The organism is Streptomyces sp. AC558_RSS880, from assembly GCF_019049255.1.
GTDB lineage: Bacteria > Actinomycetota > Actinomycetes > Streptomycetales > Streptomycetaceae > Streptomyces.
Genome location: NZ_JAGMUJ010000020.1, coordinates 44,696 through 66,775 on the forward strand (window position 1 = coordinate 44,696; position 22,080 = coordinate 66,775).

Annotated in this window: 22 protein-coding genes, 1 other RNA gene and 2 pseudogenes; 10 read left to right on the forward strand and 15 right to left on the reverse strand. The window is 73.3% G+C overall.

Annotated features, from left to right (window positions below; genetic code table 11):
• Positions 1 to 35: 35 nt before the first annotated feature.
• The 3 genes from KUM38_RS07915 (at position 36) to KUM38_RS07925 (ending at position 2,150) form a co-directional block, all read left to right on the forward strand.
• The gene (locus tag KUM38_RS07915) at positions 36 to 293 is read left to right on the forward strand and encodes a type II toxin-antitoxin system Phd/YefM family antitoxin (protein ID WP_217128565.1); all 258 of its coding nucleotides are present in this window, start codon (positions 36 to 38) and stop codon (positions 291 to 293) included.
• A complete protein-coding gene (locus tag KUM38_RS07920; protein WP_217128566.1) occupies positions 290 to 700 on the forward strand; it encodes a PIN domain-containing protein in 411 nt (136 codons plus the stop codon). The genes KUM38_RS07915 and KUM38_RS07920 overlap by 4 nt, the downstream gene beginning before the upstream one ends.
• 223 nt (positions 701 to 923) lie before the next feature.
• The gene (locus KUM38_RS07925) at positions 924 to 2,150 is read left to right on the forward strand and encodes a cytochrome P450 (RefSeq protein ID WP_217128567.1); all 1,227 of its coding nucleotides are present in this window, start codon (positions 924 to 926) and stop codon (positions 2,148 to 2,150) included.
• A gap of 74 nt (positions 2,151 to 2,224) precedes the next feature.
• Here the strand turns inward: KUM38_RS07925 and KUM38_RS07930 are convergent, their stop codons facing one another.
• The 9 genes and pseudogenes from KUM38_RS07930 to KUM38_RS07970 form a co-directional block, all read right to left on the reverse strand.
• Positions 2,225 to 3,487: a cytochrome P450 gene (locus KUM38_RS07930; protein ID WP_217128568.1), complete on the reverse strand. Its 1,263-nt coding sequence runs from the start codon at positions 3,485 to 3,487 to the stop codon at positions 2,225 to 2,227.
• Positions 3,484 to 4,101, reverse strand: a complete 618-nt coding sequence (locus KUM38_RS07935; RefSeq protein ID WP_217128569.1) for an ATP/GTP-binding protein — start codon at positions 4,099 to 4,101, stop codon at positions 3,484 to 3,486. Before KUM38_RS07935 ends, KUM38_RS07930 begins: the two co-directional genes overlap by 4 nt.
• Complete coding sequence (locus KUM38_RS07940) at positions 4,082 to 4,438, reverse strand: DUF742 domain-containing protein (protein WP_217128570.1); 357 nt, start codon at positions 4,436 to 4,438, stop codon at positions 4,082 to 4,084. Before KUM38_RS07940 ends, KUM38_RS07935 begins: the two co-directional genes overlap by 20 nt.
• Positions 4,435 to 4,854 carry a roadblock/LC7 domain-containing protein gene (locus KUM38_RS07945; protein WP_217128605.1) on the reverse strand — a complete coding sequence of 140 codons (420 nt, stop codon included), beginning with the start codon at positions 4,852 to 4,854 and terminating at the stop codon, positions 4,435 to 4,437. The genes KUM38_RS07940 and KUM38_RS07945 overlap by 4 nt, the downstream gene beginning before the upstream one ends.
• 140 nt (positions 4,855 to 4,994) lie before the next feature.
• Positions 4,995 to 6,827 (reverse strand): ATP-binding protein, encoded by a 1,833-nt coding sequence (locus KUM38_RS07950; protein WP_217128571.1) that lies wholly within the window; start codon positions 6,825 to 6,827, stop codon positions 4,995 to 4,997.
• 574 nt (positions 6,828 to 7,401) lie between these two features.
• Positions 7,402 to 7,815, reverse strand: an RNA gene (gene rnpB, locus KUM38_RS07955) — RNase P RNA component class A.
• 115 nt (positions 7,816 to 7,930) lie between these two features.
• Positions 7,931 to 8,710 (reverse strand): annotated as a pseudogene (locus KUM38_RS43530) (DMT family transporter); the annotation flags it as partial.
• 19 nt (positions 8,711 to 8,729) lie between these two features.
• A complete protein-coding gene (locus KUM38_RS07965) occupies positions 8,730 to 9,563 on the reverse strand; it encodes an AraC family transcriptional regulator (RefSeq protein WP_217128572.1) in 834 nt (277 codons plus the stop codon).
• A 24-nt stretch (positions 9,564 to 9,587) separates the two neighbouring features.
• Positions 9,588 to 10,154 carry a Uma2 family endonuclease gene (locus KUM38_RS07970; RefSeq protein WP_217128606.1) on the reverse strand — a complete coding sequence of 189 codons (567 nt, stop codon included), beginning with the start codon at positions 10,152 to 10,154 and terminating at the stop codon, positions 9,588 to 9,590.
• Positions 10,155 to 10,287: 133 nt separating this feature from the next.
• Here KUM38_RS07970 and KUM38_RS07975 point away from each other — a divergent pair, with 133 nt between their 5' ends.
• From KUM38_RS07975 to eda, 5 genes are read left to right on the forward strand one after another with little or no spacing between them, the layout of a single operon-like run.
• On the forward strand, positions 10,288 to 11,043 hold the full coding sequence (locus KUM38_RS07975; protein WP_217128573.1) for a MerR family transcriptional regulator: 756 nt from the start codon (positions 10,288 to 10,290) through the stop codon (positions 11,041 to 11,043).
• A complete protein-coding gene (locus tag KUM38_RS07980) occupies positions 11,040 to 11,696 on the forward strand; it encodes a hypothetical protein (RefSeq protein WP_254396842.1) in 657 nt (218 codons plus the stop codon). Before KUM38_RS07975 ends, KUM38_RS07980 begins: the two co-directional genes overlap by 4 nt.
• Entirely contained in the window at positions 11,665 to 12,318 is a 654-nt protein-coding gene (locus KUM38_RS07985) for a TetR/AcrR family transcriptional regulator (RefSeq protein WP_217128574.1), read from the forward strand. The genes KUM38_RS07980 and KUM38_RS07985 overlap by 32 nt, the downstream gene beginning before the upstream one ends.
• Before the next feature lie 26 nt (positions 12,319 to 12,344).
• Positions 12,345 to 13,127 (forward strand): peroxide stress protein YaaA, encoded by a 783-nt coding sequence (yaaA, locus tag KUM38_RS07990; RefSeq protein WP_217128575.1) that lies wholly within the window; start codon positions 12,345 to 12,347, stop codon positions 13,125 to 13,127.
• Between the two features lie 57 nt (positions 13,128 to 13,184).
• Positions 13,185 to 13,841, forward strand: coding sequence for a bifunctional 4-hydroxy-2-oxoglutarate aldolase/2-dehydro-3-deoxy-phosphogluconate aldolase (gene eda, locus KUM38_RS07995; RefSeq protein ID WP_217128576.1), 657 nt, complete (start codon positions 13,185 to 13,187; stop codon positions 13,839 to 13,841).
• On the opposite strand, the gene KUM38_RS08000 is transcribed toward eda, so the two are convergent.
• Genes KUM38_RS08000 through KUM38_RS08010 form a run of 3 tightly spaced genes read right to left on the reverse strand, consistent with a single transcriptional unit; the run spans position 13,816 to position 16,769 of the window.
• Positions 13,816 to 15,159 carry a bifunctional RNase H/acid phosphatase gene (locus tag KUM38_RS08000; protein ID WP_217128577.1) on the reverse strand — a complete coding sequence of 448 codons (1,344 nt, stop codon included), beginning with the start codon at positions 15,157 to 15,159 and terminating at the stop codon, positions 13,816 to 13,818. The genes eda and KUM38_RS08000 overlap by 26 nt on opposite strands.
• Positions 15,160 to 15,171: 12 nt before the next feature.
• A complete protein-coding gene (locus tag KUM38_RS08005) occupies positions 15,172 to 15,915 on the reverse strand; it encodes a zinc ribbon domain-containing protein (RefSeq protein ID WP_217128607.1) in 744 nt (247 codons plus the stop codon).
• Complete coding sequence (locus KUM38_RS08010; RefSeq protein WP_217128578.1) at positions 15,912 to 16,769, reverse strand: Nif3-like dinuclear metal center hexameric protein; 858 nt, start codon at positions 16,767 to 16,769, stop codon at positions 15,912 to 15,914. The genes KUM38_RS08005 and KUM38_RS08010 overlap by 4 nt, the downstream gene beginning before the upstream one ends.
• 268 nt (positions 16,770 to 17,037) lie before the next feature.
• Between KUM38_RS08010 and KUM38_RS08015 the strand changes: the two are divergent.
• A pseudogene (locus KUM38_RS08015) lies at positions 17,038 to 18,049 on the forward strand (hypothetical protein); the annotation flags it as partial.
• An 849-nt stretch (positions 18,050 to 18,898) separates the two neighbouring features.
• Complete coding sequence (locus KUM38_RS08020; protein ID WP_217128579.1) at positions 18,899 to 19,066, forward strand: hypothetical protein; 168 nt, start codon at positions 18,899 to 18,901, stop codon at positions 19,064 to 19,066.
• A 66-nt stretch (positions 19,067 to 19,132) separates the two neighbouring features.
• On the opposite strand, the gene KUM38_RS08025 is transcribed toward KUM38_RS08020, so the two are convergent.
• From KUM38_RS08025 to KUM38_RS08035, 3 genes are all read right to left on the reverse strand, one after another.
• The gene (locus KUM38_RS08025) at positions 19,133 to 19,990 is read right to left on the reverse strand and encodes a MaoC/PaaZ C-terminal domain-containing protein (RefSeq protein WP_217128580.1); all 858 of its coding nucleotides are present in this window, start codon (positions 19,988 to 19,990) and stop codon (positions 19,133 to 19,135) included.
• Between the two features lie 136 nt (positions 19,991 to 20,126).
• Positions 20,127 to 21,554: an MFS transporter gene (locus KUM38_RS08030; protein WP_217128581.1), complete on the reverse strand. Its 1,428-nt coding sequence runs from the start codon at positions 21,552 to 21,554 to the stop codon at positions 20,127 to 20,129.
• A gap of 178 nt (positions 21,555 to 21,732) precedes the next feature.
• Positions 21,733 to 21,993 (reverse strand): WGxxGxxG family protein, encoded by a 261-nt coding sequence (locus KUM38_RS08035; RefSeq protein ID WP_217128582.1) that lies wholly within the window; start codon positions 21,991 to 21,993, stop codon positions 21,733 to 21,735.
• Positions 21,994 to 22,080: the final 87 nt, after the last annotated feature.

Below are 22,080 nucleotides of genomic sequence, written 5' to 3' on the forward strand. Positions count from 1 at the left end.
TTGGTCAACGTGACACCTGTACTACGAGGTACCACATGGAGACGACCGCCCGTGAATTCAATCAGAACACCTCGAAGATCTTCGCTGTCGCGGAACATGGCGGGCGCATCACGGTGACCAAGAACGGACGGCCGGTCGCCATACTCGCTCCAGTGAGCGACGAGACGGTACCCGTCTCCCCCTTCCCGACCGACCCCATGGGTGAGGACGACAAGGCTCCTGTGTTCCACAGTGTCTCGCCCGTGGACTGGTCGGCGGGCCGCAGCACGTACCTGGAGGGGTTCGGGGCGTGACCGTGTTAATCGCCGACACATCCGGACTGTTCGCCTACTACGACGGAACCGACCCGGAGCGCAGGAAGTGCCGCGCCGCGGGGGCGTGCGCCGCGCACTTGGTGGTAACACCCCTGATGCTGGCCGAACTCGTCTACTTGCTGACCACGAGGATCGGCCCCGCCGCGCACGGTGCGCTCGCCCACATCCGCGACCGTGTCGCCGTACGACGGTACGCGGTGCCCGAGACCGAACCGCACCTGTCGACCGCGCTCGTCACAATGCGGCGCTACCCGCAGATCGGCCTCACGGACACCATGAACGTCGTCATGGCAGCCGAGTACCGGACGGATGCCGTACTGACCCTGGACCGTCGCCACTTCCGGACCATGCGCCCCCTGACCGGCCACGCCGCCTTCCGCCTCTGACCCGACGATCAGTGACCTGCGCACGGCGACGCGGCATGAGGGCCGGGTTGTGACGCCCCGGCCCTCGCACTCGCAGACGTCTCCCCTCGCCGACGGCACCGGCGAGGGGCGGTTTTCGGCCGATACCCGCTTCCGGAACGGAAGGTTCCCGGACGCTCTGTCGCACCTGATGGTTGATCAATAACCTTGTGCGGTACACGAAGTCACGATCGCAGGGAGCTCCATGTCCACCGCCCAGCAGGTGCCCGACATCCTCTCGCCCGAGTTCGCGGCCGACCCCTATCCCGCCTACCGGGTGATGCGGGAGACCGCGCCCCTCATCTGGCACGAGGCGACGAAGAGCTACATCGTCTCGCGCTACGAGGACGTCGAGCGCGTCTTCAAGGACAAGGCCGGCGAGTTCACCACCGACAACTACGCCTGGCAGCTCGAGCCCGTGCACGGGAAGACGATCCTGCAGCTCAGCGGGCGGGAGCACGCCGTGCGCCGGGCCCTCGTCGCGCCCGCCTTCCGCGGCAGCGACCTGGAGCGGAAGTTCCTGCCGGTCATCGAGCGCAACTCGCGCGAGCTGATCGACGGCTTCCGGCACACCGGCTCCGCCGACCTGGTCGCCGACTACGCCACCCGCTTCCCGGTCAACGTCATCGCCGACATGCTGGGCCTGGACAAGGCCGACCACCCCCGTTTCCACCGCTGGTACACGGCCGTCATCGCCTTCCTCGGGAACCTGTCGGGCGACCCCGAGGTGACGGCGGCGGGTGAGCGGACCCGGGTGGAGTTCGCCGAGTACATGCTGCCGATCATCCGGGAGCGCCGCGAGGAGCCGGGCGACGACCTGCTGTCCGTGCTGTGCGCCGCCGAGGTCGACGGGGTGCGGATGAGCGACGAGGACGTCAAGGCGTTCTGCAGCCTGCTGCTCGCCGCCGGTGGCGAGACCACCGACAAGGCCATCGCCGGCATCTTCGCGAACCTGCTGCTCCACCCCGACCAGCTCGCCGCCGTCCGCGCGGACCGCTCGCTGATCCCGCGCGCCTTCGCCGAGACCCTGCGGTTCACCCCGCCCGTCCACATGATCATGCGGCAGTCGGCGACGGAGGTGACGCTCAGCGGCGGCACCGTGCCCGCGGGCGCCACCGTCACCTGTCTGATAGGCGCGGCCAACCGCGACGAGAGCCGCTACCGCGACCCCGACCGCTTCGACGTCTTCCGCGACGACCTCACCACCACGACCGCCTTCTCCGCCGCCGCCGACCACCTCGCGTTCGCACTCGGCCGGCACTTCTGCGTCGGCGCGCTGCTGGCCAAGGCGGAGGTGGAGATCGGCGTCGGCCAGCTCCTCGACGCCATGCCCGACGTACGTCTCGCCGACGGGTTCGAACCGGCCGAGCAGGGCGTGTTCACCCGCGGACCGCAGAGCCTGCCGGTGCGGTTCACGCCCGTGGGCGGCTGACCCGTACCGGCCGGTACGCACCTCCGCCCGCTCGCCGGAATCCGGGCCCATAGCCGTGGGCCCGGACACCCGTGCTACCGCACCACCGGGGTGAACCGCACCGGAAGCGCCGACAGCCCCCGCATCCAGATCGACGGCCGCCAGGTCAGTTCCTGCGGGTCCACCGCCAGCACCAGGTCGGGCAGCCGTTCCAGCAGCGTCTCGACCGCCGTCCGGGCCATCACGTCCGCCAGCAGCGGAGCCGGGTACGGGCACTGGTGCTCGCCGTTGCTGAACGACAGGTGCGCGGCGTTCTCCGCGCCCACGTGCCCCTCCGGCCAGATCTGCGGGTCGGTGTTGGCCGCGGCCAGCCCCAGCACCAGGCAGTCGCCGGCCCGGATCTGCCGGCCGCCCAGCTGGACGTCCCGCACCGCCCACCGCCCGATGAAGTTCTGCGTCGGCGTGTCCAGCCACAGCACCTCGTTGAGCGCCTCACCCACGCTGAGCCGGCCGCCCGACACGTTCACGGCGAACCGCTCGTCCGTCAGCAGCAGGCGCAGCGTGTTGCAGATCCAGTTCGCCGTCGGCTGCTGCGCCGCCGCGATCACGGAGATCAGGTCCTGGACGACCTCCTCGTCCGTCAGACCGGCCGGGTGGGTCAGCATGCGGGAGGTGATGTCCGGGCCGGGGGCGGCCCGCTTGTCCTTCACCAGCTGCCGCAGCCGCTCGCCCACGCGCCCGTACGCCGCCACCGGGTCGTCGCCCTCGCCCGCGTCCAGGGAGATCCGCAGGTCGTCGACGAGCCGGTGGGTGTCCTCGCCCGAGGTGGGCATCCCGCACAGCTGCACCACGGTGCGCATCGGCAGGGCGTGCGCGTAGTCGGCCATCAGCTCCGCCTGGCCGCTGCCGGCGAACCGGGCGATGAGGTCGTCGGCGATCAGCAGGCAGTCGTGGGACAGCTCGAACTGGTCGACCCCCTCCAGCGCCTCGGTGATCACCCCGGCCCGTCGCCGGTGATCCTCGCCCTCGGTGAACAGCACCGACGGCTGGTACCCGACGAAGGGCAGCAGCGGCCAGTCCGGCGGGATGTTCTCCCACTGGTTCCAGCGCCGCGAGTCCCGTGCGAACAGCTCGTCGTGGCCGGTCACGTACGTGACCTCGGAGTAGCCCAGCACCAGCCAGGCCGGGATGCCGCCGTCGAGCACCACGGGCGCGACGGGACCGTGCTCCCGGCGCATCGCGCGGTAGAGCTGCGACGGCGTCTGCTGGTACTCGAGCCCCGTCAGGCTCACCGCGCCGGAGTGGGCGGGGCACCCCGGGGGCGCCGGGTGCGCGAGGGGGGCGCCTGGGTCGGTCACAGTGTCGCCTCCTCGGCGATGGCCATGGCGTGGAGGTGGTTCACGAGGGTGATCAGCACGTCCTTGCCGGAGTGCCGGACCCGGGCGTCGCAGTCGACCATCGGCACGTGGGCGGGCAGGGCGAGCGCCTGGCGGATCTCGTCCAGGGAGTACCGGTCGGTGTCGTCGTCGAACCGGTTCACGGCGACCACGAAGGGCGTGCGGTGGTGCTCCAGCCGGTCGATCGCGTACCAGGAGTCGTCCATCCGGCGCGTGTCCACGAGGACCACGGCGCCCAGCGTCCCCGAGAACAGCCGGTCCCACAGGAACCAGAAGCGCTCCTGGCCGGGCGCTCCGAACAGGTACAGCACCATGCGGTCGTTGAGGCTGATCCGCCCGAAGTCGAACGCGACCGTCGTGGTGGTCTTCGACGTCACCGCGCCGGTCTCGTCGACGCCCACGCCCGCCTGGGTCATCACCTCCTCGGTGTTGAGCGGCCGGATCTCGCTCACGGAGCGGACCAGGGTCGTCTTGCCGACGCCGAACCCGCCCACGACGACGATCTTCAGACCGGTCTCCGCGGTGTCGTTCAGCGGTGTGCGGTGGGAGGGCAGCTCAGAGGTTGCGGAGCCCATGGAGCACCTCTTGGAGTAGGGCGGAATCAGGCAGGGAGGCGACGGACGGCGCCGCGCGCGGATGGCGGGCGGTGATGCGGCCCGTGTCCAGCAGGTCGCCGAGCAGGATCCGCACCACCGTGACCGGCAGCCCGAGCTCCGCGGCGATCTCGACGACGGCGATGGGGTGCCGGCACAGCTCCAGGATCCGGGCGTGCTCCGACTGCATCCCCGGCACCGGCCCGCTCTCGCTGACGATGAGGGTGACCAGGTCGAAGGACTCGTCGGCGCGGCTGCGTCCGCCGGTGACGGTGTAGAGCCGGTCCGGATCACCCGTGTCGACGGGTTTGCGCATCACGACGTGCCGCTCCCCCTGGACTGGTCCCGCGGCTCGGCCCGCAGGTGCTCGCCGAGCTGCTCGACCAGCTCCGTCATCTGGTGGCCGATCACTCCGGGATCGGCGTCCTCCCGGGCGACGACGGCGAGGTGCGCCCCCTCGCCGGCCTCCACGATGAACAGCAGGCCGCCGTGGAACTCGGTCATCGACTGCCGGACGCCGCCGGTGCCGTCGCCGAACTCCATGGAGGCCCCTTGGGCGAGGGCCTGGATGCCGGAGCAGATCGCCGACAGCTGGTCGGCCCGGTCGAGCGTCAGGTGCTCGCTCCAGCAGAGTTTCAGGCCGTCCCGGGACAGGACCAGGGCGTGACGTGCGCCGGGGGTCTGTTCCAAGAGGCCCTGCAGGAGCCAGGTGAGGCTGTTGTCGGTGGTCTGCATGGTGGGTGATGGGACGGTGGTGTCCGGCTGACCGGTCACCGGCCCGTTCCTCCTATCTCACGAGCTCGAGCGGGAAGGGGCGCCGTCGCCCCGGACGCCGTACGGGAAGGGGGACCGACGCCGTACGGGAAGGGGTGGGACTACGGGGCCGCAGGCGGCTGCGACCCGGGCCGGGCACCCGGGCCGGCGGTGCCGTCTCCGGACTGCCGTGCGCGGTGGAAGGCGCCGAACCGCGAGCCCGCGTCGCGTGCCGGGCGCCGCGTCGACGCCGTGTCACCGGCCTGGGCGGACGTCGACTGGCGCTGTTCGCGTTCGCGTTCCGCCTCGGCCATGGTGCGGCCGGGAGCGCGGACCGGCAGACCGTTCGGCGTGGTGCCGTCGGGACGCCGGTGCCGGCCCGGTTCGGGCAGCTCGGGCCGTGCGGCGGGGCGCCCGGTGGCCGGGGGCAGTGCCGCGGCCGCGGGACGGACGGTGGCGTCGGGCAGTTCGGGCCGTGCGGCGGAGTGCTCGATGGCCGGGGGCAGTGCCGCGGCCGCGGGACGGACGGTGGCGTCGGGCAGCGGGGCGGGCGCGAGGGCGGCGGGCACCGCGTCGGGCCGGGGGGCCGTCTCGTGCGGGACCAGGTCGCGCTGCTGGGCGAGCAGGTCCAGGGGCAGCAGGACGACGACGCCGGTGCCGCCGCGGGAGGAGGGGCGGTAGTTGACGCTGATGCCGTACTTCACCGCGAGCCGTCCCACCACGGCCAGGCCGAGCCGGGTGCCCTGCAGCGACGCGAGGTCGGTGACGCGGCCGCTGACGGCCTCCTCGGCGCGGCGCATCGCCGCGTCGGCCATCTTCAGGCCACTGTCCTCGATGGTGACGACGATGCCGGCGCTGCGGTCCTCGACGTAGACGTGCACTTCGTCGATGGGCGGGGAGAAGTTCGCGGCGTTGTCCATCAGCTCGGCGAGCAGGTGCATCACGCCCTCGGCGGCGAAGCCGGAGACCGCGGCGCGGGTGGAGCAGTGCAGGCGTACCCGCTGGTAGGCGGCGATGCGGCCGACGGCGCCGCGCAGGATGCTCTCCATCACGATCGGCTTGTTCCAGGCGCGGCTGGACCTGCCGCCCATGAGCAGCGCCAGCCGGTCGGTCATCAGGCCGAGCTGGGAGGTGCTGTGGTCCAGCTTCAGCAGGTCGCCGAAGACCTCCTCGCCGTGCCGCTCCTGCATCTCCCGCAGGTCGGCGAGCATCCGCACGGCCTTGGCCTGGACGCGGCTGAGCGCCTTGGCGGAGGCGGCCTGTGCCGCGGCGGCGCGCCGCTCACTGTGGGCGAGTTCGCGGATGAACGATTCGGCCGGGGTGCGCAACGCCGGCAGTTGGGGCAGGTCGGCTTCGGCGAGCACGGTGTCGGCGGACCGGCCGTCGCGCAGCCGGGCGACCGCGGCGGGCAGCGTCTCCCTCACGAAGCGCTCGTACTCGGCCGCCGCCTGCTCCACTTCGTCCCGCATCCTGCGGTATTCGCCGTCCAGGGCGACCGCCCGCCGCACGTCCTCCTCGACGGTGGCGGCGAAGGTGTGCGTGATCCGCTGCAGTTGCGGGTCGGACGACGGCGGCACGCTGCCCAGCACGTCGGCCGCGCCCGCGCCCTCCCGCAGCCGCTGGGCCACGGCGGGCAGCGTCACACCGGCCAGGTGCGAGATCTCGGCCGACAGCCGGGCCGCTTCCGCCTTGAGGCGGCTGTTCTCCGACTCCCGCTCGGCGGCCGCGCGGCGGGCCCGGTGGACGAGCCGGTGGTCGACGAGGACGGTGACGGCCACGCACACCCAGCCGGCCACCACCACGGCCAGGGCCCATGTGGAGGCGTCGGACGGTGCCAGGGCGACCGCCGCGCCGCCGGCGGCGGCGCTCGTCACCAGCACGGCCGACCGTGGGGCGAACGAGGTGCGCGGCGCCCCCACCGGTCGGTGCTGGCTGGGCGAGGCAGGCACTGGCATGGAGCGGTCCCTCGGTCGTGAGAGCAGGGGAATCGGGGCGGCGGCACGACGCAGCCGCAGGTCGGAAAGGAGGTCAGCCAACAGGAAGGCGATCTTCCGACCACGTACGGCTCATGCTAATCACCCGGACGCACGAGGAGGCCCCGCTTGTTGCACAGTCCGTCAGCAATCCGAGTTCGTCGGGAACCCATCGCTCGTGCGTCCCTCTGTGGTAGTCGGGATGACACCGGCGGGCCCGGCCGGAGGGCCGGGAACACGGACAGGGCGGGCACCGACGCGACGTCACACCGCCTCGACCGTGGGGCTCCACCGACCCCATCACTCGAACGAGCTAACTAATTTCGGCCAACTATGCGAGCGCCGGGTCCCTTTCGCTCCCAGGGCGTCGTGATGGCCGAGGCGCCGAAGTGTGGGAATGCCGCTGATCGTGAAGTTTCCGTGATCACGGAGAGCGGACCGCGGAAAGCGGGGAGCGGAAAGCGGGGAGCGGAAAGCGGGGAGCGGAAAGCGGGGAGCGGAAAGCGGGGAGCGGAAAGCGGGGAGCGGACCGCAGAGAGCGGACCGCGGAGAGCGGCAGACGAGTCGGGCTGTACGCCGGGTTCTGTTCCGGCGGGTCCTCGCGGGCCCGCCGGCGACGGCCATCCATCTAGGGCCGGCGTTGCCACCGGCCTCGTGCGGTCTACCCGCGGACTCGGGCGGGCAGCCCTCGAACGTCCGCGCAGAGACGCCTTCTCTTCCGAAGAGGCGTCTCCTCTTGACCTTGCTCCGGGTGGGGTTTACCTAGCCGCCTGAGTCACCTCAGGCGCTGGTGGTCTCTTACACCACCGTTTCACCCTTACCCGGCGCCTGAGCGCCGGGCGGTCTGTTTTCTGTGGCACTGTCCCGCGGGTCACCCCGGGTGGCCGTTAGCCACCACCCTGCCCTGTGGAGCCCGGACGTTCCTCGGGAAGTCCCGTGAGGGACTCCACGCGGCCGCCCGCCCGGCTCGTCTGCCGTGCCGACCATGGTACCGGGCGCGGGCGGGGCTTCGGTGCGGCGGCCGTCGCCAGGACCGAGCCGGTGAGGATCAGGGCGAAGGCGGCCAGGACGGGGGCGGTCAGGGGTTCGTCCAGGAAGAGCGCGCCGGCGGCCACCGCGATCGCCGGGTTGACGTACGTGATCACCGACGCGCGGAGGGGGCCGGCCTCCTTGATCAGTTCCAGGAAGGCGACGAAGGCGATCGCCGTGCAGACGACGCCGAGGGCGGCCAGGGCGGCGATGCTCTCGGCCGAGGGCAGGGCAGCCGGGCGGGTCGCGACCGCCGCGGGGGCGTAGACCAGGGCGGCCAGGGCCAGGCAGGGCGTGATGAGGTGCAGCGTCGGGACGTCCTTGAGGTGGCGGTCGGCGATCAGGGGGGCCGTGGCATAGCCGACCACCGTCACCAGGACCTCCGCCAGGGACAGGGCGTCGCCGCCGGTCAGGTGGGGGACGGTGAGGACGCCGACGCCGCCGAGACCGAGCGCCAGGCCCGTGATCCGGCGGACGCCCAGCGACTCCGCCGTGCCGAAGAAGCGGGCCAGCAGGACGCCGACGATCGGCACGCCCGCGATCAGCAGGCCCGCCGTGGAGCTGGACAGGTGGCGTTCGGCGTCGGTCAGGGTGTACCAGGGGCCGACGATCTCGATGACCGCGAACGCCAGCATCGGTTTCCAGTGCGCCCGCACGTTACGGGCCAGACCCGGCTGGCGCAGGGCGAAGGGGAGCAGGAGGACGGCGCCGATCGCGCAGCGCGTGAACACCACCGCCGACGGGGACACCTCGTCCACCGCCACCTTGATCATCAGATAGGGGATGCCCCAGACCACTCCCATCAGGGAGAACAGGGCCCAACCGCGTGCAGTCATGCGGTGATTGTCGGCCGGGTCAGCGGGCGCCGTCTTGAACACTGTTGCGGTACGCCGCCGGTGTCACCCCCAGGACGCGGCGGAACCAGCGGGTCAGGTGGGCCTGGTCGGCGAAGCCGACGAGTCCGGCCACCTCGGCGGGGCGTGCTCCGGCCTCCAGCAGCGCGCGGGCCCGGGTCACCCGGTACTGGGCGAGCCAGGCGTACGGGGGCATCCCCATCTCCGTACGGAAGGCGCGGAGGAGCTGGTAGCGGGAGAGGCCGAAGTCGGCGGCGAGGGCGGCGAGGGAGGGCGGGGCGAGGAGTTCGTCGGCGAGGCGGTCGCGGACGGCGAGGGCGACGGTGCCGGCGCCGGGGACCGCCGTGTCGTCCGCGCGGGCCGTGGAGTGGCGGCGGGCGAGGGCGGTGAGCAGCCAGGGGATACGGGACTCCGCCTCCAGGGGGTCCGGGCGGGAGCTCACGTCCGTGTGGGCACGGCACAGGGCGGCGGCCAGTTCGGGGTCGTCGAGGACGGGCTCGCGGAAGTGCGGGAGGCCGCCGCCGAGGGTGCCGTCGGTGAGGAGGGCGGGGGCGGCGTAGAGGGCGCGGTAGGAGTAGCCGTCGGGGGCGGCGGGGCCGCCGGTGTGCGTCTCGCCGGGTTCCAGGACGACGATCGAGCCCGGTCCGGACACGATGCGTCCGCCGCGGTAGGCGATGGTCTCCAGGCCGCCGACGGTGACGCCGACCGTGAACTCGTCGTGGGCGTGGGGGGCGTACTCGTGCCGGTTGAAGCGGGCGGTCAGGAGGTCGAGGGGAGGACCGCACCGGCCGAGCCGCGCCCTGGTCCAGCGAGCCTGTTCCCGTACGTCCGTCACCGCGCACCCCCGCCCCACAGGGGATCAGAGGAAGTCGGCGGTGTCCAGGTCGAATCCGAAAGGGGCGGGGAGGGGCAGCGGTTTCCCCAGGGGGCGGGTGCGGCGCTCGTGGTACTCGTCCCCTTCCGGGGCGCTGAACAGCGTGATCGCGGAGGCTTCGCGGTCGACGAGCAGGTAGAGGGGAATGTCGCCGCGGGCGTAGCAGCGCGGCTTGGTCTCGCGGTCGGTCTCGGGTCTGGCATCGGTCACCTCCACCACCATGGCGACACCCGCACAGGGCATCCAGGGACCGGCTCCCCTGTAGAGCCGTAGGTCCCTGGGGGCGAGGGTGCCGTCCGGGATCGCATGGTCCTGCGGGCAGGCGTGCGCGCTCTTCAGCTTCAGGCCCTTGTTCCCGGAGAAGGCCATGGCGGTGCGGGAGCCGGTGTGGATCCGGCTCGCGATCCGGCTGAGGCAGTGCTCGTGCGATCCGTCCGGCAGTGGCCTGAGGAGGAACTCTCCTTCGATGAGTTCCGCCCGGAAGCCCTCCGGGGTGTTCAGACCGGTGAACCAGTCCAGGAGGAGGTTCTCGGAGATCGGGTCGTATGTGATCACGCTGCTGTGCCTCGCTTTCGGTCGCCGGTCAGACTGGCGCAGGGAGGGCTCGCTTCGGGGACGGACGGAAGTCGTTCACTCGACGGGGTTCGCTTGACCCTGTCGCGGCGTCAACGTTTCTACTGGGGTCATGCGGATCGGAGAACTCGCCGCGGCCGTCGGTGTCACCACGCGGGCGGTGCGGCACTACCACCAGCTGGGCCTGTTGCCGGAGCCGGAGCGGCTGGGCAACGGGTACCGGGACTACACCCTGCGGCACGCCGTCGTGCTGGCGCGGATCAGGCGGCTGACCGAGCTGGGGCTGGGGCTCACCGAGGTGCGGGACGTGCTCGCGGACGAGGCGGGGAAGGACCTCGTCGAGGTGCTGACGGAGCTGGACGAGGACCTGGCGCGGCAGGAGGCCGCGATCCGGGAGCGGCGGGCGCGGCTGCGGACCCTGCTGGAGAGCGAGGGCGGGCTGAGCTCCGAGGGGCCGGTCTCCCCCGAGCTGGCCGCGCTGTTCCGGGACACGGCCCATCTGTCCGACTCCCCCATGGCCGTCAAGGACCGCGAGATGCTCGCGTTCCTCGAGACCGCGGCGCCGCCGGAGGAGCGGGAGCGGCTGGTCGGGCTGCTCGGCGGGGTGATGGGCGCGCCGGGCGGGGCGGAGCGGGCGCGGGCGCTGTACGCGATGCTCGACGCGCTCGCCGACGCCGAGCCGGACGATCCGCGCGTGGAGGAGGCGGCCCGGGCGCTCGCCGCGTCCGTGCCGGACGAGCTGATCCCGGAGGGGACCGACATCGGTGAGGCCGACGGCTTCCTGCGGGCCCTCTACGCCGACTTCGCACCGGCCCAGGCGGAGGTGTTCCGCCGCATGCTGCGGATCGTCACGGAGGGGCGGTCATGAGGGGCGTGCGGGTGGCGTGGGCGCTGGCCCGGCACGAGCTGCGGCTGATGGCGAGCCTCTGGCTGTGGGTGGCCCGGCGCAGGCACGGTGTCGGCGGCGGGACGGCGTTCGGGTACGCGCGCGGGCAGGCGGCCATGATGTACGGGTTCGCGTTCGTGTGCGTGGTCGAGACGGTGGCGATGTCCGTGCTGCTGGACGACTGGCCGACGGTGCACGCGGTGGTGCTCTTCCTGGACGTGTACACCGTCGTCTTCGTCGTCGCGCTGCACGCCGCGTCCGTCGTACGGCCTCATGTGGTGGGTGACGGTGTGCTGCGGGTGCGCCGGGCCGTCCACGTCGACCTGCGGATACCGGTCGAGCGGATCGCCTCGGTCCGGCGTGAGCTGCGGATGACGCACGAGGCGGCCGACGGCGAGCTCGATCTCGCCGTCGGCGCGCAGACGACCGTCACGGTCGAGCTCGCCGAGCCGGTCACGCACGTCACCTTCTTCGGGCACCGCCGCGAGGTCCGCGTGGTGCGCTTCCACGCGGACGACTCCGACGGGCTCGTCCGCGCGCTCGCTGCACCCCCTCTCCTCGGTGATAGCGTCTCACCGGACAGCTACCGGAGGGACACGGCACGTGGTGGCCAAGGGCACGCAGACGCCTCGTGAGCGGTACCGCGCCCAGGTGCGTACGGAGATCAAGGAGCGCGCCTGGGCGCAGATCGCCACGTCGGGGGCGCCGGGGCTGTCACTGAACGCCATCGCCAAGCAGATGGGCATGAGCGGACCCGCGCTGTACCGGTACTTCGCCGGCCGTGACGAGCTGATCACCGAGCTGATCCGGGACGCCTACCGCGGCCTCGCCGACGCCTTCCGCGCGGCCGCCGCGTCCGGCGCCGACCTGGACGGGCTGGGGCGCACGCTGCGCGCGTGGGCGCTCGACGACCCGCAGCGCTACTTCCTCGTCTACGGCACCCCCGTCCCCAGCTACCACGCCCCCGACGACGTCACCGCGATCGCCCGCGAGATCATGGCGGTCCTCCTCGACGCCGCCCGGCTCGTCGAGGGCCCGGCCGACACCACCGGCCTCGACGACCACCTCGCCGAACACCGGCAGTGGGCGGGCGACCACCCCGCGGACCCCGCCGCCCTGCGCCGCGCGCTGTCCTTCTGGACCCGCCTGCACGGGGTGCTCTCCCTGGAACTGGCGGGGCACTTCACGGGGATGGGCTTCGACCCGGCCGTCCTCTACGGCGCCGAACTGGACCGGCTGGCACACGCCGTACGCTGACTTCGAGCTCGACCGAAGGAGTACGTGTGCTTGTCCTGCTGCCGCCGTCCGAAGGCAAGGCCGCTTCCGGCCGCGGTGCCCCGCTGAAGCCCGAGTCGCTGTCGCTGCCGGGGCTGACCGCCGCGCGGGAGGCCGCCCTCGCCGAACTGGTGGACCTGTGCACCGGTGACGAGGACAAGGCGCGCGAGGTGCTCGGGCTGAGCGAGGGGCTGCGGGGCGAGGTCGCGAAGAACGCGGAGCTGCGGACCGCCGGGGCGCGGCCCGCCGGGGAGATCTACACCGGGGTGCTGTACGACGCCCTGGACCTGGCGTCCCTGGACGCGGCGGCGAAGCGGCGGGCGGCGGCGTCCCTGCTGGTCTTCTCCGGGCTGTGGGGCGCGGTGCGGGTCACCGACGAGATCCCCTCCTACCGCCTCTCGATGGGCGTGAAGCTGCCCGGCCTCGGCGCGCTGAGCGGGCACTGGCGTGCGCCGATGGCCCAGGTGCTGCCCGAGGCGGCCGGGGACGGGCTGGTGCTGGACCTGCGGTCGGCGGCGTACGCGGCGGCCTGGAAGCCGAAGGGCGAGGTGGCGGCACGGACGGCGACCGTGCGGGTGCTGCACGCGCCGACCCGGAAGGTGGTCAGCCACTTCAACAAGGCGACCAAGGGGCGGATCGTACGGAGCCTGCTGACCGCCGGGATCGCGCCGAAGGACCCCGGCGAGCTGGTGGAGGCGCTGCGGGACCTCGGGTACGAGGTGGAGGCCGCGGCGCCGGCCAGGGCGGGGGCGGCGTGGGCGCTGGACGTGCTGGTGGACGAGGTGCACTGATTGCAGCATATGCAATGAGCTTTGCGCAGGGCGCACCGGTGTGGGCAGGATGACGTCATGCGCTCTCCCCTGCCCTCCGCGGACTCCTCCGTGCTGGACCTCGCCCCCGTCGTGCCCGTCGTCGTCCTCGAGGACGCCGCCGACGCCGTACCGCTGGCGCGGGCCCTGGCGGCCGGGGGCCTGCCCGCGATCGAGGTGACCCTGCGGACGCCCGCCGCGCTCGACGCGATCCGGGCGATCGCCGGTGAGGTGCCCGAGGCCGTGGTCGGCGCCGGGACGGTGATCACGCCGGTGCAGGTGGGCGAGGCGGTGGCGGCCGGGGCGCGGTTCCTGGTCAGCCCGGGGTGGACGGACGTACTCCTCGAGGCCATGCGGGCGTCCGGGGTGCCGTTCCTGCCGGGGGTGTCCACTGCTTCCGAAGTGGTGGCACTCCTTGAGCGGGGGGTGCGGGAGATGAAGTTCTTCCCGGCGCAGGCGGCGGGCGGCACGGCGTACCTGAGGTCGCTCGCCGGTCCGCTTCCGCAGGCCCGCTTCTGCCCGACCGGGGGCATCGGCCCCGATTCCGCGCCGGACTACCTCGCGCTGCCCAACGTGGGGTGCGTGGGCGGGAGCTGGATGCTTCCGGCGGACGCGGTGGCCGCCCGGGACTGGGACCGGATCGAGGCGCTGGCCCGTGCGGCGGCGGGGCTCAGCGCAGGTGCGAGGTGTCGTTGAACAGGCGGACGCTGGCGTTGCCGTCGGCGTAGTACGCCACGGCGGAGAGCGAGGCCGCCGAGAGTTCCATGCGGAACAGGGCTTCGGGCGGGGCGCCCAGGGCGAGGCGTACGAGGGTCTTGATCGGTGTCACGTGGGTGACGAGCAGGACCGTACGGCCGCGGTACTCGGCGGTCAGCCGGTCGCGGGTGGCGGCGACCCGGGCGGCGGTGGCCGCGAAGCTCTCGCCGCCGCCGGTGGGTTCGGCGTCCGGGGAGGACAGCCAGGCGTTCAGGTCGTCGGGGTGGCGTTCGCGGACCTCGCCGAAGGTGAGGCCCTCCCAGGCGCCGAAGTCCGTCTCGCGCAGCCCGTCCTCCACGGTCACGTCGAGACCGAGCCGGGCGGCGACGATGCCGGCGGTCTCGCGGGTACGGGCGAGGGGCGAGGCGACGACCGCCTGGACGGTGCCGCGCCGGGCGAGGAACTCGCCGACCTTCTCGGCCTGTTCCCGGCCGACGGAGGAGAGGGAGGGGTCGCTGCCGCCACTGCCCGAGAAACGCTTCTGCGGGGTCAGCGGGGTCTCGCCGTGCCGCAGCAGCACGAAGGTCGCGGGCGGCCCGAGGTCGGCGGGCGCCCAGCCGGCGGTGGGCGTGGCGACGGCCCGCGCGGCCCGGACGTCGGCGTCGGCCTTGAGAGCGGCGGCCTCCTCGCCACCGGCGGTCTCCTCACCACCGGCGACCTCGGGAAGGGTGCCGGTACCGGTACCGGTCCCGGCGGTGGGAGGACCTCCGGCCGCTGAGGCCAGTGCCGCACGGGCGCGGGCCGCGCCCGCCGCCGCGTCGCCGGGCGGGCCCGCGGGGCCGGGTGCGGCGGGACGGGCCGGTGGGGTGTCCAGGGCGGCCCGGGAGGTCGCCGCCGACCACGCCTCGCCCCGCTTGCCCGCGTCCATCGCCTCGTTGGCCAGCCGGTCGGCGTGCTTGTTCTGTGCGCGGGGGATCCACTCGTAGGTGACCCGCTCCGGCGGGAAGACCAGCGCCGCCTGAGCCGCGAGCGGCTTCATCGCCGGGTGCTTGATCTTCCAGCGGCCCGTCATCTGCTCGATGACGAGCTTGGAGTCCATCCGGACGTGGACCCGTGCCTCCGGGTCCAGCTCACGGGCGGCGCGCAGGCCGGCCAGCAGGCCCCGGTACTCGGCGACGTTGTTGGTGGCGACACCGAGGTACTCGGCCGCCTCCACCAGGGTCTCCCCCGTCGCCGCGTCACTCACCACGGCCCCGTAGCCCGCGGGCCCCGGGTTGCCCCGCGACCCGCCGTCCGCCTCGACGATGAACTCCCGCACCCCCGGCAGCCCTTACAGCCCCGACTCGGACGTACGCACCAGGATGCGGCGGCAGTTCTCGCAGCGCACCACCGTGTCGGGCGCCGCGGAGCGGATCTCGTTCAGCTCGGTGATGGCGAGCTCCTGGCGGCAGCCCTGGCAGGTACGGGCGTACAGCTTCGCCGCGCCGATGCCGCCCTGCTGCTCACGCAGCTTCTCGTACAGGCTCAGCAGCGGGGCGGGCACGGAACCCGCGACGACCTCGCGCTCCTTCGTCACCGAGGCCGCCTCGCCGTCGATCTCCTCGACGGCCGCGTCCCGGCGCGCGGTGGCGTCGTCGATCCTCCCCTGCACGGAGCCGACCCGCTCGGTCAGCTCGGCGACCCGCTCCTGCGCGGACTCGCGGCGCTCCATGACCTCCAGGACGACGTCCTCCAGGTCACCCTGCCGCTTGGCGAGGGAGGTGATCTCGCGCTGGAGGTTCTCCAGGTCCTTGGGCGAGGAGACGGCACCGGAGTCGAGGCGCTTCTGGTCGCGGGCGGCGCGCTGGCGCACCTGGTCGACGTCCTGCTCGGCCTTGGTCTGCTCGCGGGCGCAGTCGCTCTCCTCGGTCTGCGCGGCGACGAGCAGGTCGCGCAGCTGGGTGAGGTCCCGGTTCAGCGACTCGATCTCGGCGTGCTCGGGCAGCGACCTCCGCTTGTGGGCGAGCTGCTGCAGGCGGACGTCGAGGCCCTGGACGTCGAGGAGTCGGATCTGGTCGGCGGGCGCGGCGTTCAGTTGGGGGCTCCAGATGTGTCGGTGGTGGCGGGAGACGCCGCGTGGGCGGTCCAGGGGTCGGTGACCGTCTTCGAGACGTGGACCCGAAGGTCCCACCCGTGGCGGTCGGAGATCTCGTCGAGCTGGGCTGCCGCCAGCTCGCACCAGGGCCACTCCGTGGCCCAGTGCGCCGCGTCGAGCAGCGCGAGGGGGCTGTGGGCGCGGGCCTCGGAGGCCGGGTGGTGGCGCAGGTCCGCGGTGAGGAAGGCGTCCACGCCGGCGGCCCGGACGTGGTCGAAGAGGCTGTCGCCGGAGCCGCCGCTGACGGCGACCGTGCGCACGAGCGCGTCGGGGTCGCCGGCGACGCGGATGCCCTGCGCGGTGGCGGGGAGGCGTTCGGCGGCGCGGGCGGCGAGGTCGCGGACGGTCAGCGGGTGGTCCAGCTCGCACACGCGGCCCAGGCCCCGACGGCCGTCCGAGTCGGACGGGTCCGGCACCAGGGGCCGTACGATCCTGAGGTCCAGGGCACCGGCGAGGGCGTCCGAGACTCCCGGGTCGGCGGTGTCGGCGTTGGTGTGGGCGACGTGCAGCGCGATGTCGTTCTTGATGAGCGTGTGCACCACGCGGCCCTTGAAGGTGGAGGCCGCGACCGTGGTCGTACCGCGCAGGTAGAGCGGGTGGTGGGTGACCAGCAGGTCGGCGTCCAGCTTCACCGCCTCGTCCACGATCTCCTGGACCGGGTCGACGGCGAACAGGACCCGCGTGACCTCCTGGTCGGGGTCGCCCACGACGGTGCCGACCGCGTCCCAGGACTCGGCCCGCTCGGCGGGCCACAGGTTCTCCAGCGCGGCGATGACTTCAGACAGACGGGGCACGCCGCCAAGGCTACCTGGGCCACCCCGTGCACCTGAACCGGCGCCGCCTCCGCCGGCCGGCGCCACGATCCCGTCGAGCACGGCGCCACGCCCCCTGGAGCACGCCGCCACGATCCCGTCGAGCACGGCGGCACGATCCCGTGGAGCACACGTCCGCTCCTCCCTCAGGCGAATCGTTCCTGGAGCACCCTTACGTGTGAAGTGCGGGCCCACCGGTCCGCCGTCCGTACGCACGCGACCTACTTTCGTCACCGGAGGTGACCGAACGATGACGGTCTGTGCCATCGAACCTGAGGCGGGACACGAGGACGGAGCCGGGCGAGCGGGCTGCACCATCACCGCCGACGGTTCCTACGCCGCACGCCTCGCCCTCGCCGGCGACTCCTTCTTCCCGGAGCGCTGGACCCTGGACGGCCCCGAGCCCTACGCGGTGCCGCTGCCCGGCAACCAGCCCGAGGCACCCGGCACCGAGGTGCAGCCCCTGAGCGACGGGCGGGTCCTCATCCACCGGCTGGTGGGCGGCCGGCACGCCTTCTCCCTGCTGTACCCGACCGGCCCCGGCACCGGCGAGCTGCCGCTGGGCACGGTCGAGTGCCCGGACGAGGGCACCCGGCTGCGGCTGCTGCCGCCCGCGCCGGGCGGGGAGCGGGCGTACGCCCTCGCCGTGGGCCGGCGGTCGACGGCGGTGTGGCTGGTGACGGGCGGCGCGTTCGGGCCGGAGCAGCTCGCGGAGGTTCCCGGGCGCTGCTCGGGCGGGGTGTGGCTGGACCGCGAAGGGCGGATGCTGGCGCTGGACCGGGAGACCGGCGGGCGCACCAAGGCGGTCGTGGTGGACCTGGAGCGCGGCGGCGAGATGTCCCCGCTGCTGCAGATCGCCGCCGGGAGCAACGACCGGGTGCTGCTCGCCGACCCGGACAGCGGGCTGCTGCTGATCCGCTCGGACGCGCCGTCACCCGGCCGGGACCGGCTGGGCTGGGGGGTGCTGGGCAGCACGCTGCCGGTGCGCTTCCCGGAGTGCCTGCGGCTGACGGACTGCACGGTCACGCCGTTCGCGATCCAGCCGGGGCAGATGCTGACACCGGAGGGCTGCGCGGTGGCCCTGCGCGTCAACGGCGCGTTCGGCAGCTGGGTCGGGGTGTGGCGGCCGGCGGAGCGGCAGGTGCACCACTTTCCGGCGCCGGCGGGGTGGCTGGCCGGCGCCGGGCTGTGGACCGCGGACGGGGTGCTGCGGCTGCCGTACTCCACCGGGGCGGTGCCGTGCGGGGTCGCCGGACTGAGGGCGCCCGGGCAGGAACGGCGGCGGGAGGGGCTGGACGTCCGTCCGGTGGTGGACCTCCCGGAGGCCCCGGGCCGCCCGGCGTCCGCCGGGTCCGGGTCCGGGCACGAATCCGGGTCCGGCCCCGTGTCCGACGGCTGGTTCTCCACCACCGTGGGGTCCGTGGCCGACGGCCGGATGCCGTCCGCCGCCGCGCCCATGACCGAAGGCCGGCTCGCTTTCCCCGTCGGCCCCATGCCCGAAGGGCGAAACCCGTCCGCCGCCGCACCCGTGACCGTAGGCGGGACCCCCTCCGCCACCGCACCCATGACCGAAGGCAGGCCCCCCTCCGCCACCGTGCTCATGACCGTAGGCCGGCTCGCCACCACCACCGCACCCTCACCCGCGCACGAGGACCGCACCCCGTCCGCCGCCGTGCCCATGGCCGAAGGCGGGACCCCCTCCGCCGCCGTGCTCATGACCGTAGGCCGGCTCGCCACCACCACCGGCCCCATGGCCGAAGCCCCCCTCCCGCCCCGCGCCACGCACGGCGGCGGTCGGCCGTCGTCGTACGTCGTGCACATCGCCGACGGCCCGCTCCCGCTGTGCACCGCGCACCTGGTCGACGGCCGACCGCAGCCCTGCGCCGAGCACATGACCGACGGCACGGGCCCGTTCCACGCCGGACTTCCCGCGCACGGCGACCCCGGCACCCCCGCCGCCCCCCGTCCTGTCCCTCTGCAGCAGGCGCCTCTGGGACGGCTTGTAACGAAGTAGTGGCGGTCCGCGTGGCCGCCTGGATCCGGGCAGTGGTGTGTTGGTTACACTCGCCCGGCTGTAGGAAAGATCATGTTTACGGGGTGAGTTCCTTCCGATGAACGACGTCAGCACGAACGAGTCGCAGTCCGCCGAGAGCGGACAGGCCACTGCCGGACACGGCAGGCACCGGGGTCCGGTCTCCACGCAGGACGCGGAAGCGTCCCCGCGCGGCCGGCACCGCAGGCCGGAACAGGCGAACGAGTACGCGGAGTCGGCCGCCTGACCTCACGTCAGGAACCGGTCCGCAACCGAGCCGGGCCCCGGCCGTCATCGACGGCCGGGGCTCGGCTCAGTCGTGTTCGACCGTGGTGTCGGCGAGTACCGGCGCGTCGCCGCGCTCCACGGCGCCGACGGTCACCCGCACCGCACCGTCCCCGCGCCACATCCGGATCCGCAGCGTCTCGCCCGGGTACACGACCCCGGCGAACCGGGCGGCGCAGGAGCGGACGCGGGTGACGTCACCGCCGAGCAGGGTGTCGACGACCGCCTTGAGGGTCATGCCGTAGGTGCACAGGCCGTGCAGAACGGGCCGTTCGAACCCGGCGCGCGCGGCGAACCCCGGGTCGGCGTGCAGGGGATTCCAGTCGCCGGAGAGGCGGTGGAGCAGGGCCTGGTCCTCGCGGACGGTCCGTTCGAGGGTCAGGTCCGGTTCCCCGGCGGGCGGTTCGTGCCGCACGGACGGGCCGCGGTCCCCGCCCCAGCCGCCTTCACCGCGTACGTGGATCCGCGCCTCGTCGGTCCACAACGGGCCGTCGGCGTCGGCGGCCTCGGTGCGCATGACGAGGACGGCCGCATCGCCCTTGTCGTACACGGCGGTGATGCGGGCGGTGGTGGTGGCGGTGCCCTCGGCCGGCAGGGGGCGGTGCACGGTGAGGGACTGGCCCGCGTGCAGGACGCGGGCGAGGTCCACGTCGATGCCGGGCAGGGACAGCGCGCCGGTCACGCCGGGTGGTCCGCCGCCCGCGACGGTGGCGAAGCTCGGCAGGACGTGCAGCCGGGACTCGAGGGTGTAGCGCAGTTCGCGGGGGTCGGTGGCGGGGCGGCCGGCACCGATGCCCAGGTGGTAGAGGAGGACGTCTTCGGGGGTCCAGGAGATGTCGGCGGTGCGGGGCGGGGCGGCTAGGGCCTTGGCTGCGTCGATGGGCATGGGGCTCCTGGATCCCTTCCGGCGGTCGTGGCTGGGCGGGGGTGGGGGCGGGCGCTCTGCCGGCGGTTGCCGGGCGAGCGCGGTCGAGGCGGCATGGTCGCCCATGGCCGGGCGGCGTGGTCGCCCCGGCCCGCCCTCAGTGTGCCGCCGTCTTCCGTGGCAGCCACAGCCACATCACCACCGCACCGGCCGCCAGCAGTGCCGTGCTGGTGCGGAAGGCCAGGGCGTAGCCCTCCGTCAGGGACTGCGGGGTGCGGGTGGCGCCCGTGTGGGCCGCCGCGATCGTGGACATGATCGCGAGTCCCAGGGAGCCGCCCATCGTGCGGGAGGTGTTGACCAGCCCGGAGACCAGGCCGGCCTCCTCCGGTGCCGCGCCGGACGTGGCCAGCGAGGCCAGCGGGGTGGCGGCGATGCCCGCGCCCAGCATCATCAGGATGCCGGGGAACATGATCGCGGTGAGGTACGCCCCGTCCGCGGTCATCGTCGACTGCCAGCCGAAGCCGGTCGTCGCGATCAGCGTGCCGAGCACGGCCACGGTGCGCGGTCCCGCCGCGCGCATCAGCCGGGGCGCGAGCTTGGAGCCGACGACCACGGCGAGCGAGCTCGGTACCAGGGCCAGTCCGGCCTCCAGCGGGGTGTAGCCGAGCACGTTCTGGGCGTACAGGGTCATGAAGAACCACATGCAGAACATGGCGGAGCCGCTGATGAGCATCGCCACGTTCGCCGATGCCACCGACCGCAGCCGCAGCAGCCCGAGCGGCATCAGCGGGGCCTTGGCCCGTGCCTCGACGAGGAGGAACAGGGCGAGGAGGGCGAGCCCCGCGCACAGCGGCACCAGCGTGGCCGCCGCCGTCCAGCCCTCGGACTCGGTCTGTGAGATGCCGTACGCGAGGGTGGCGAGGCCGGCCGTCACCAGCAGCGCGCCCGGCAGGTCGAGCCGCCGTCCGTCCCCGGCCCGGCTCTCCGTCAGCCACCGGGCGGCCCCGGCCAGCACGAGCGCTCCGACGGGTACGTTGATCAGCAGCACCCACCGCCACGACAGCGCGTCCACCAGCACCCCGCCGACGAATCCGCCGGCCGCGCCGCCGCCCGCCCCGACGGCCGTCCAGGTCGCTATGGCCCGGGCGCGGGCCGCGCCCTCCGGCACGGCCGAGGTGACGATGGTGAGCGTGGAGGGCGCCAGGACGGCCGCCCCGAGTCCCTGCACGGCCCGCGCCAGCAGCAGCTGCCAGCCGTCCTGGGCCAGCCCGCCGGCCAGCGAGGCCAGCGTGAACAGGCCGAGGCCGACGAGGAACATCCGCTTGCGCCCGTAGAGGTCGCCGGCGCGTCCGCCGAGCAGCATGAATCCGGCGAAGGCGATGGCGTACGCGTTCACCACCCACTGCAGGCCCTGCTCGTCGAGCGCCAGCCCGCCGCGCATGGACGGCAGGGCGACGTTCACCACCGAGATGTCGAGGACGACGAGGAACTGCCCGGCACAGGCGAGCGCCACCACCAGCCACACGGGCGGGGTGGCGCGAGCGGACCTGCGGGCGGTGTCGGTGGTTTCGAGCATGGGCGCCATGCTCTCAACCGGACCCCGCCCCGGCATCGGCTTTTCGTACGACGTGCACTCGGTCTCCGGACCTGGGCGCGGACCCGGCACCGGGCCCGGACGCGAACGCGCCGCCCCCGGTCGGCCGGGGGCGGGCGGGACTCTCCGTCGGAGCTGCGGGATTCTCCGTCGGAGCCAAGGCCGACGGTCACATGCGGGTGGCGCCGCTGGTGCCCCGGTGGTGTTCGCGCTTGCTCTTACGAGGGATGAGACCGGCCAGTCCCAGCAGGCCGAGCAGGCCCCACAGTCCGCCGTTGCCGCCGCCGTCGTCGTCGTTGTCGTCCTGCGCCTGTACGACCGTGGCGGTGGTCGGCTGGGCCGTCTGCTCGGTGGTCTGGCCGAACGCCGCGCCGGCCGGGGCGACGGCGAGCAGGACGCCGATGACGACGGTGCCTACGAATTTGCGCATTGCTCTGTCTCCCTCATCTCAATGGTCCCGGCAGTCGCTTTCGCACCGTCCGTAGTGCCCCTTTCCTTCCGCAAAAGACCTGAAAAG

What these genes read in the sequence shown, in the direction of transcription:
- KUM38_RS07980 (WP_254396842.1), top strand. Translation starts at nt 11,040, where the DNA reads ATGAGGGGCGTGCGGGTGGCGTGGGCGCTGGCCCGGCACGAGCTGCGG.
- KUM38_RS08035 (WP_217128582.1), bottom strand. Translation starts at nt 21,993, where the DNA reads ATGCGCAAATTCGTAGGCACCGTCGTCATCGGCGTCCTGCTCGCCGTC.
- KUM38_RS07945 (WP_217128605.1), bottom strand. Translation starts at nt 4,854, where the DNA reads ATGCAGACCACCGACAACAGCCTCACCTGGCTCCTGCAGGGCCTCTTG.
- KUM38_RS07925 (WP_217128567.1), top strand. Translation starts at nt 924, where the DNA reads ATGTCCACCGCCCAGCAGGTGCCCGACATCCTCTCGCCCGAGTTCGCG.
- KUM38_RS07915 (WP_217128565.1), top strand. Translation starts at nt 36, where the DNA reads ATGGAGACGACCGCCCGTGAATTCAATCAGAACACCTCGAAGATCTTC.
- KUM38_RS08025 (WP_217128580.1), bottom strand. Translation starts at nt 19,990, where the DNA reads ATGCCCATCGACGCAGCCAAGGCCCTAGCCGCCCCGCCCCGCACCGCC.
- eda (WP_217128576.1), top strand. Translation starts at nt 13,185, where the DNA reads ATGCGCTCTCCCCTGCCCTCCGCGGACTCCTCCGTGCTGGACCTCGCC.
- KUM38_RS08020 (WP_217128579.1), top strand. Translation starts at nt 18,899, where the DNA reads ATGAACGACGTCAGCACGAACGAGTCGCAGTCCGCCGAGAGCGGACAG.
- KUM38_RS07975 (WP_217128573.1), top strand. Translation starts at nt 10,288, where the DNA reads ATGCGGATCGGAGAACTCGCCGCGGCCGTCGGTGTCACCACGCGGGCG.
- KUM38_RS08030 (WP_217128581.1), bottom strand. Translation starts at nt 21,554, where the DNA reads ATGGCGCCCATGCTCGAAACCACCGACACCGCCCGCAGGTCCGCTCGC.
- KUM38_RS07950 (WP_217128571.1), bottom strand. Translation starts at nt 6,827, where the DNA reads ATGCCAGTGCCTGCCTCGCCCAGCCAGCACCGACCGGTGGGGGCGCCG.
- KUM38_RS07935 (WP_217128569.1), bottom strand. Translation starts at nt 4,101, where the DNA reads ATGGGCTCCGCAACCTCTGAGCTGCCCTCCCACCGCACACCGCTGAAC.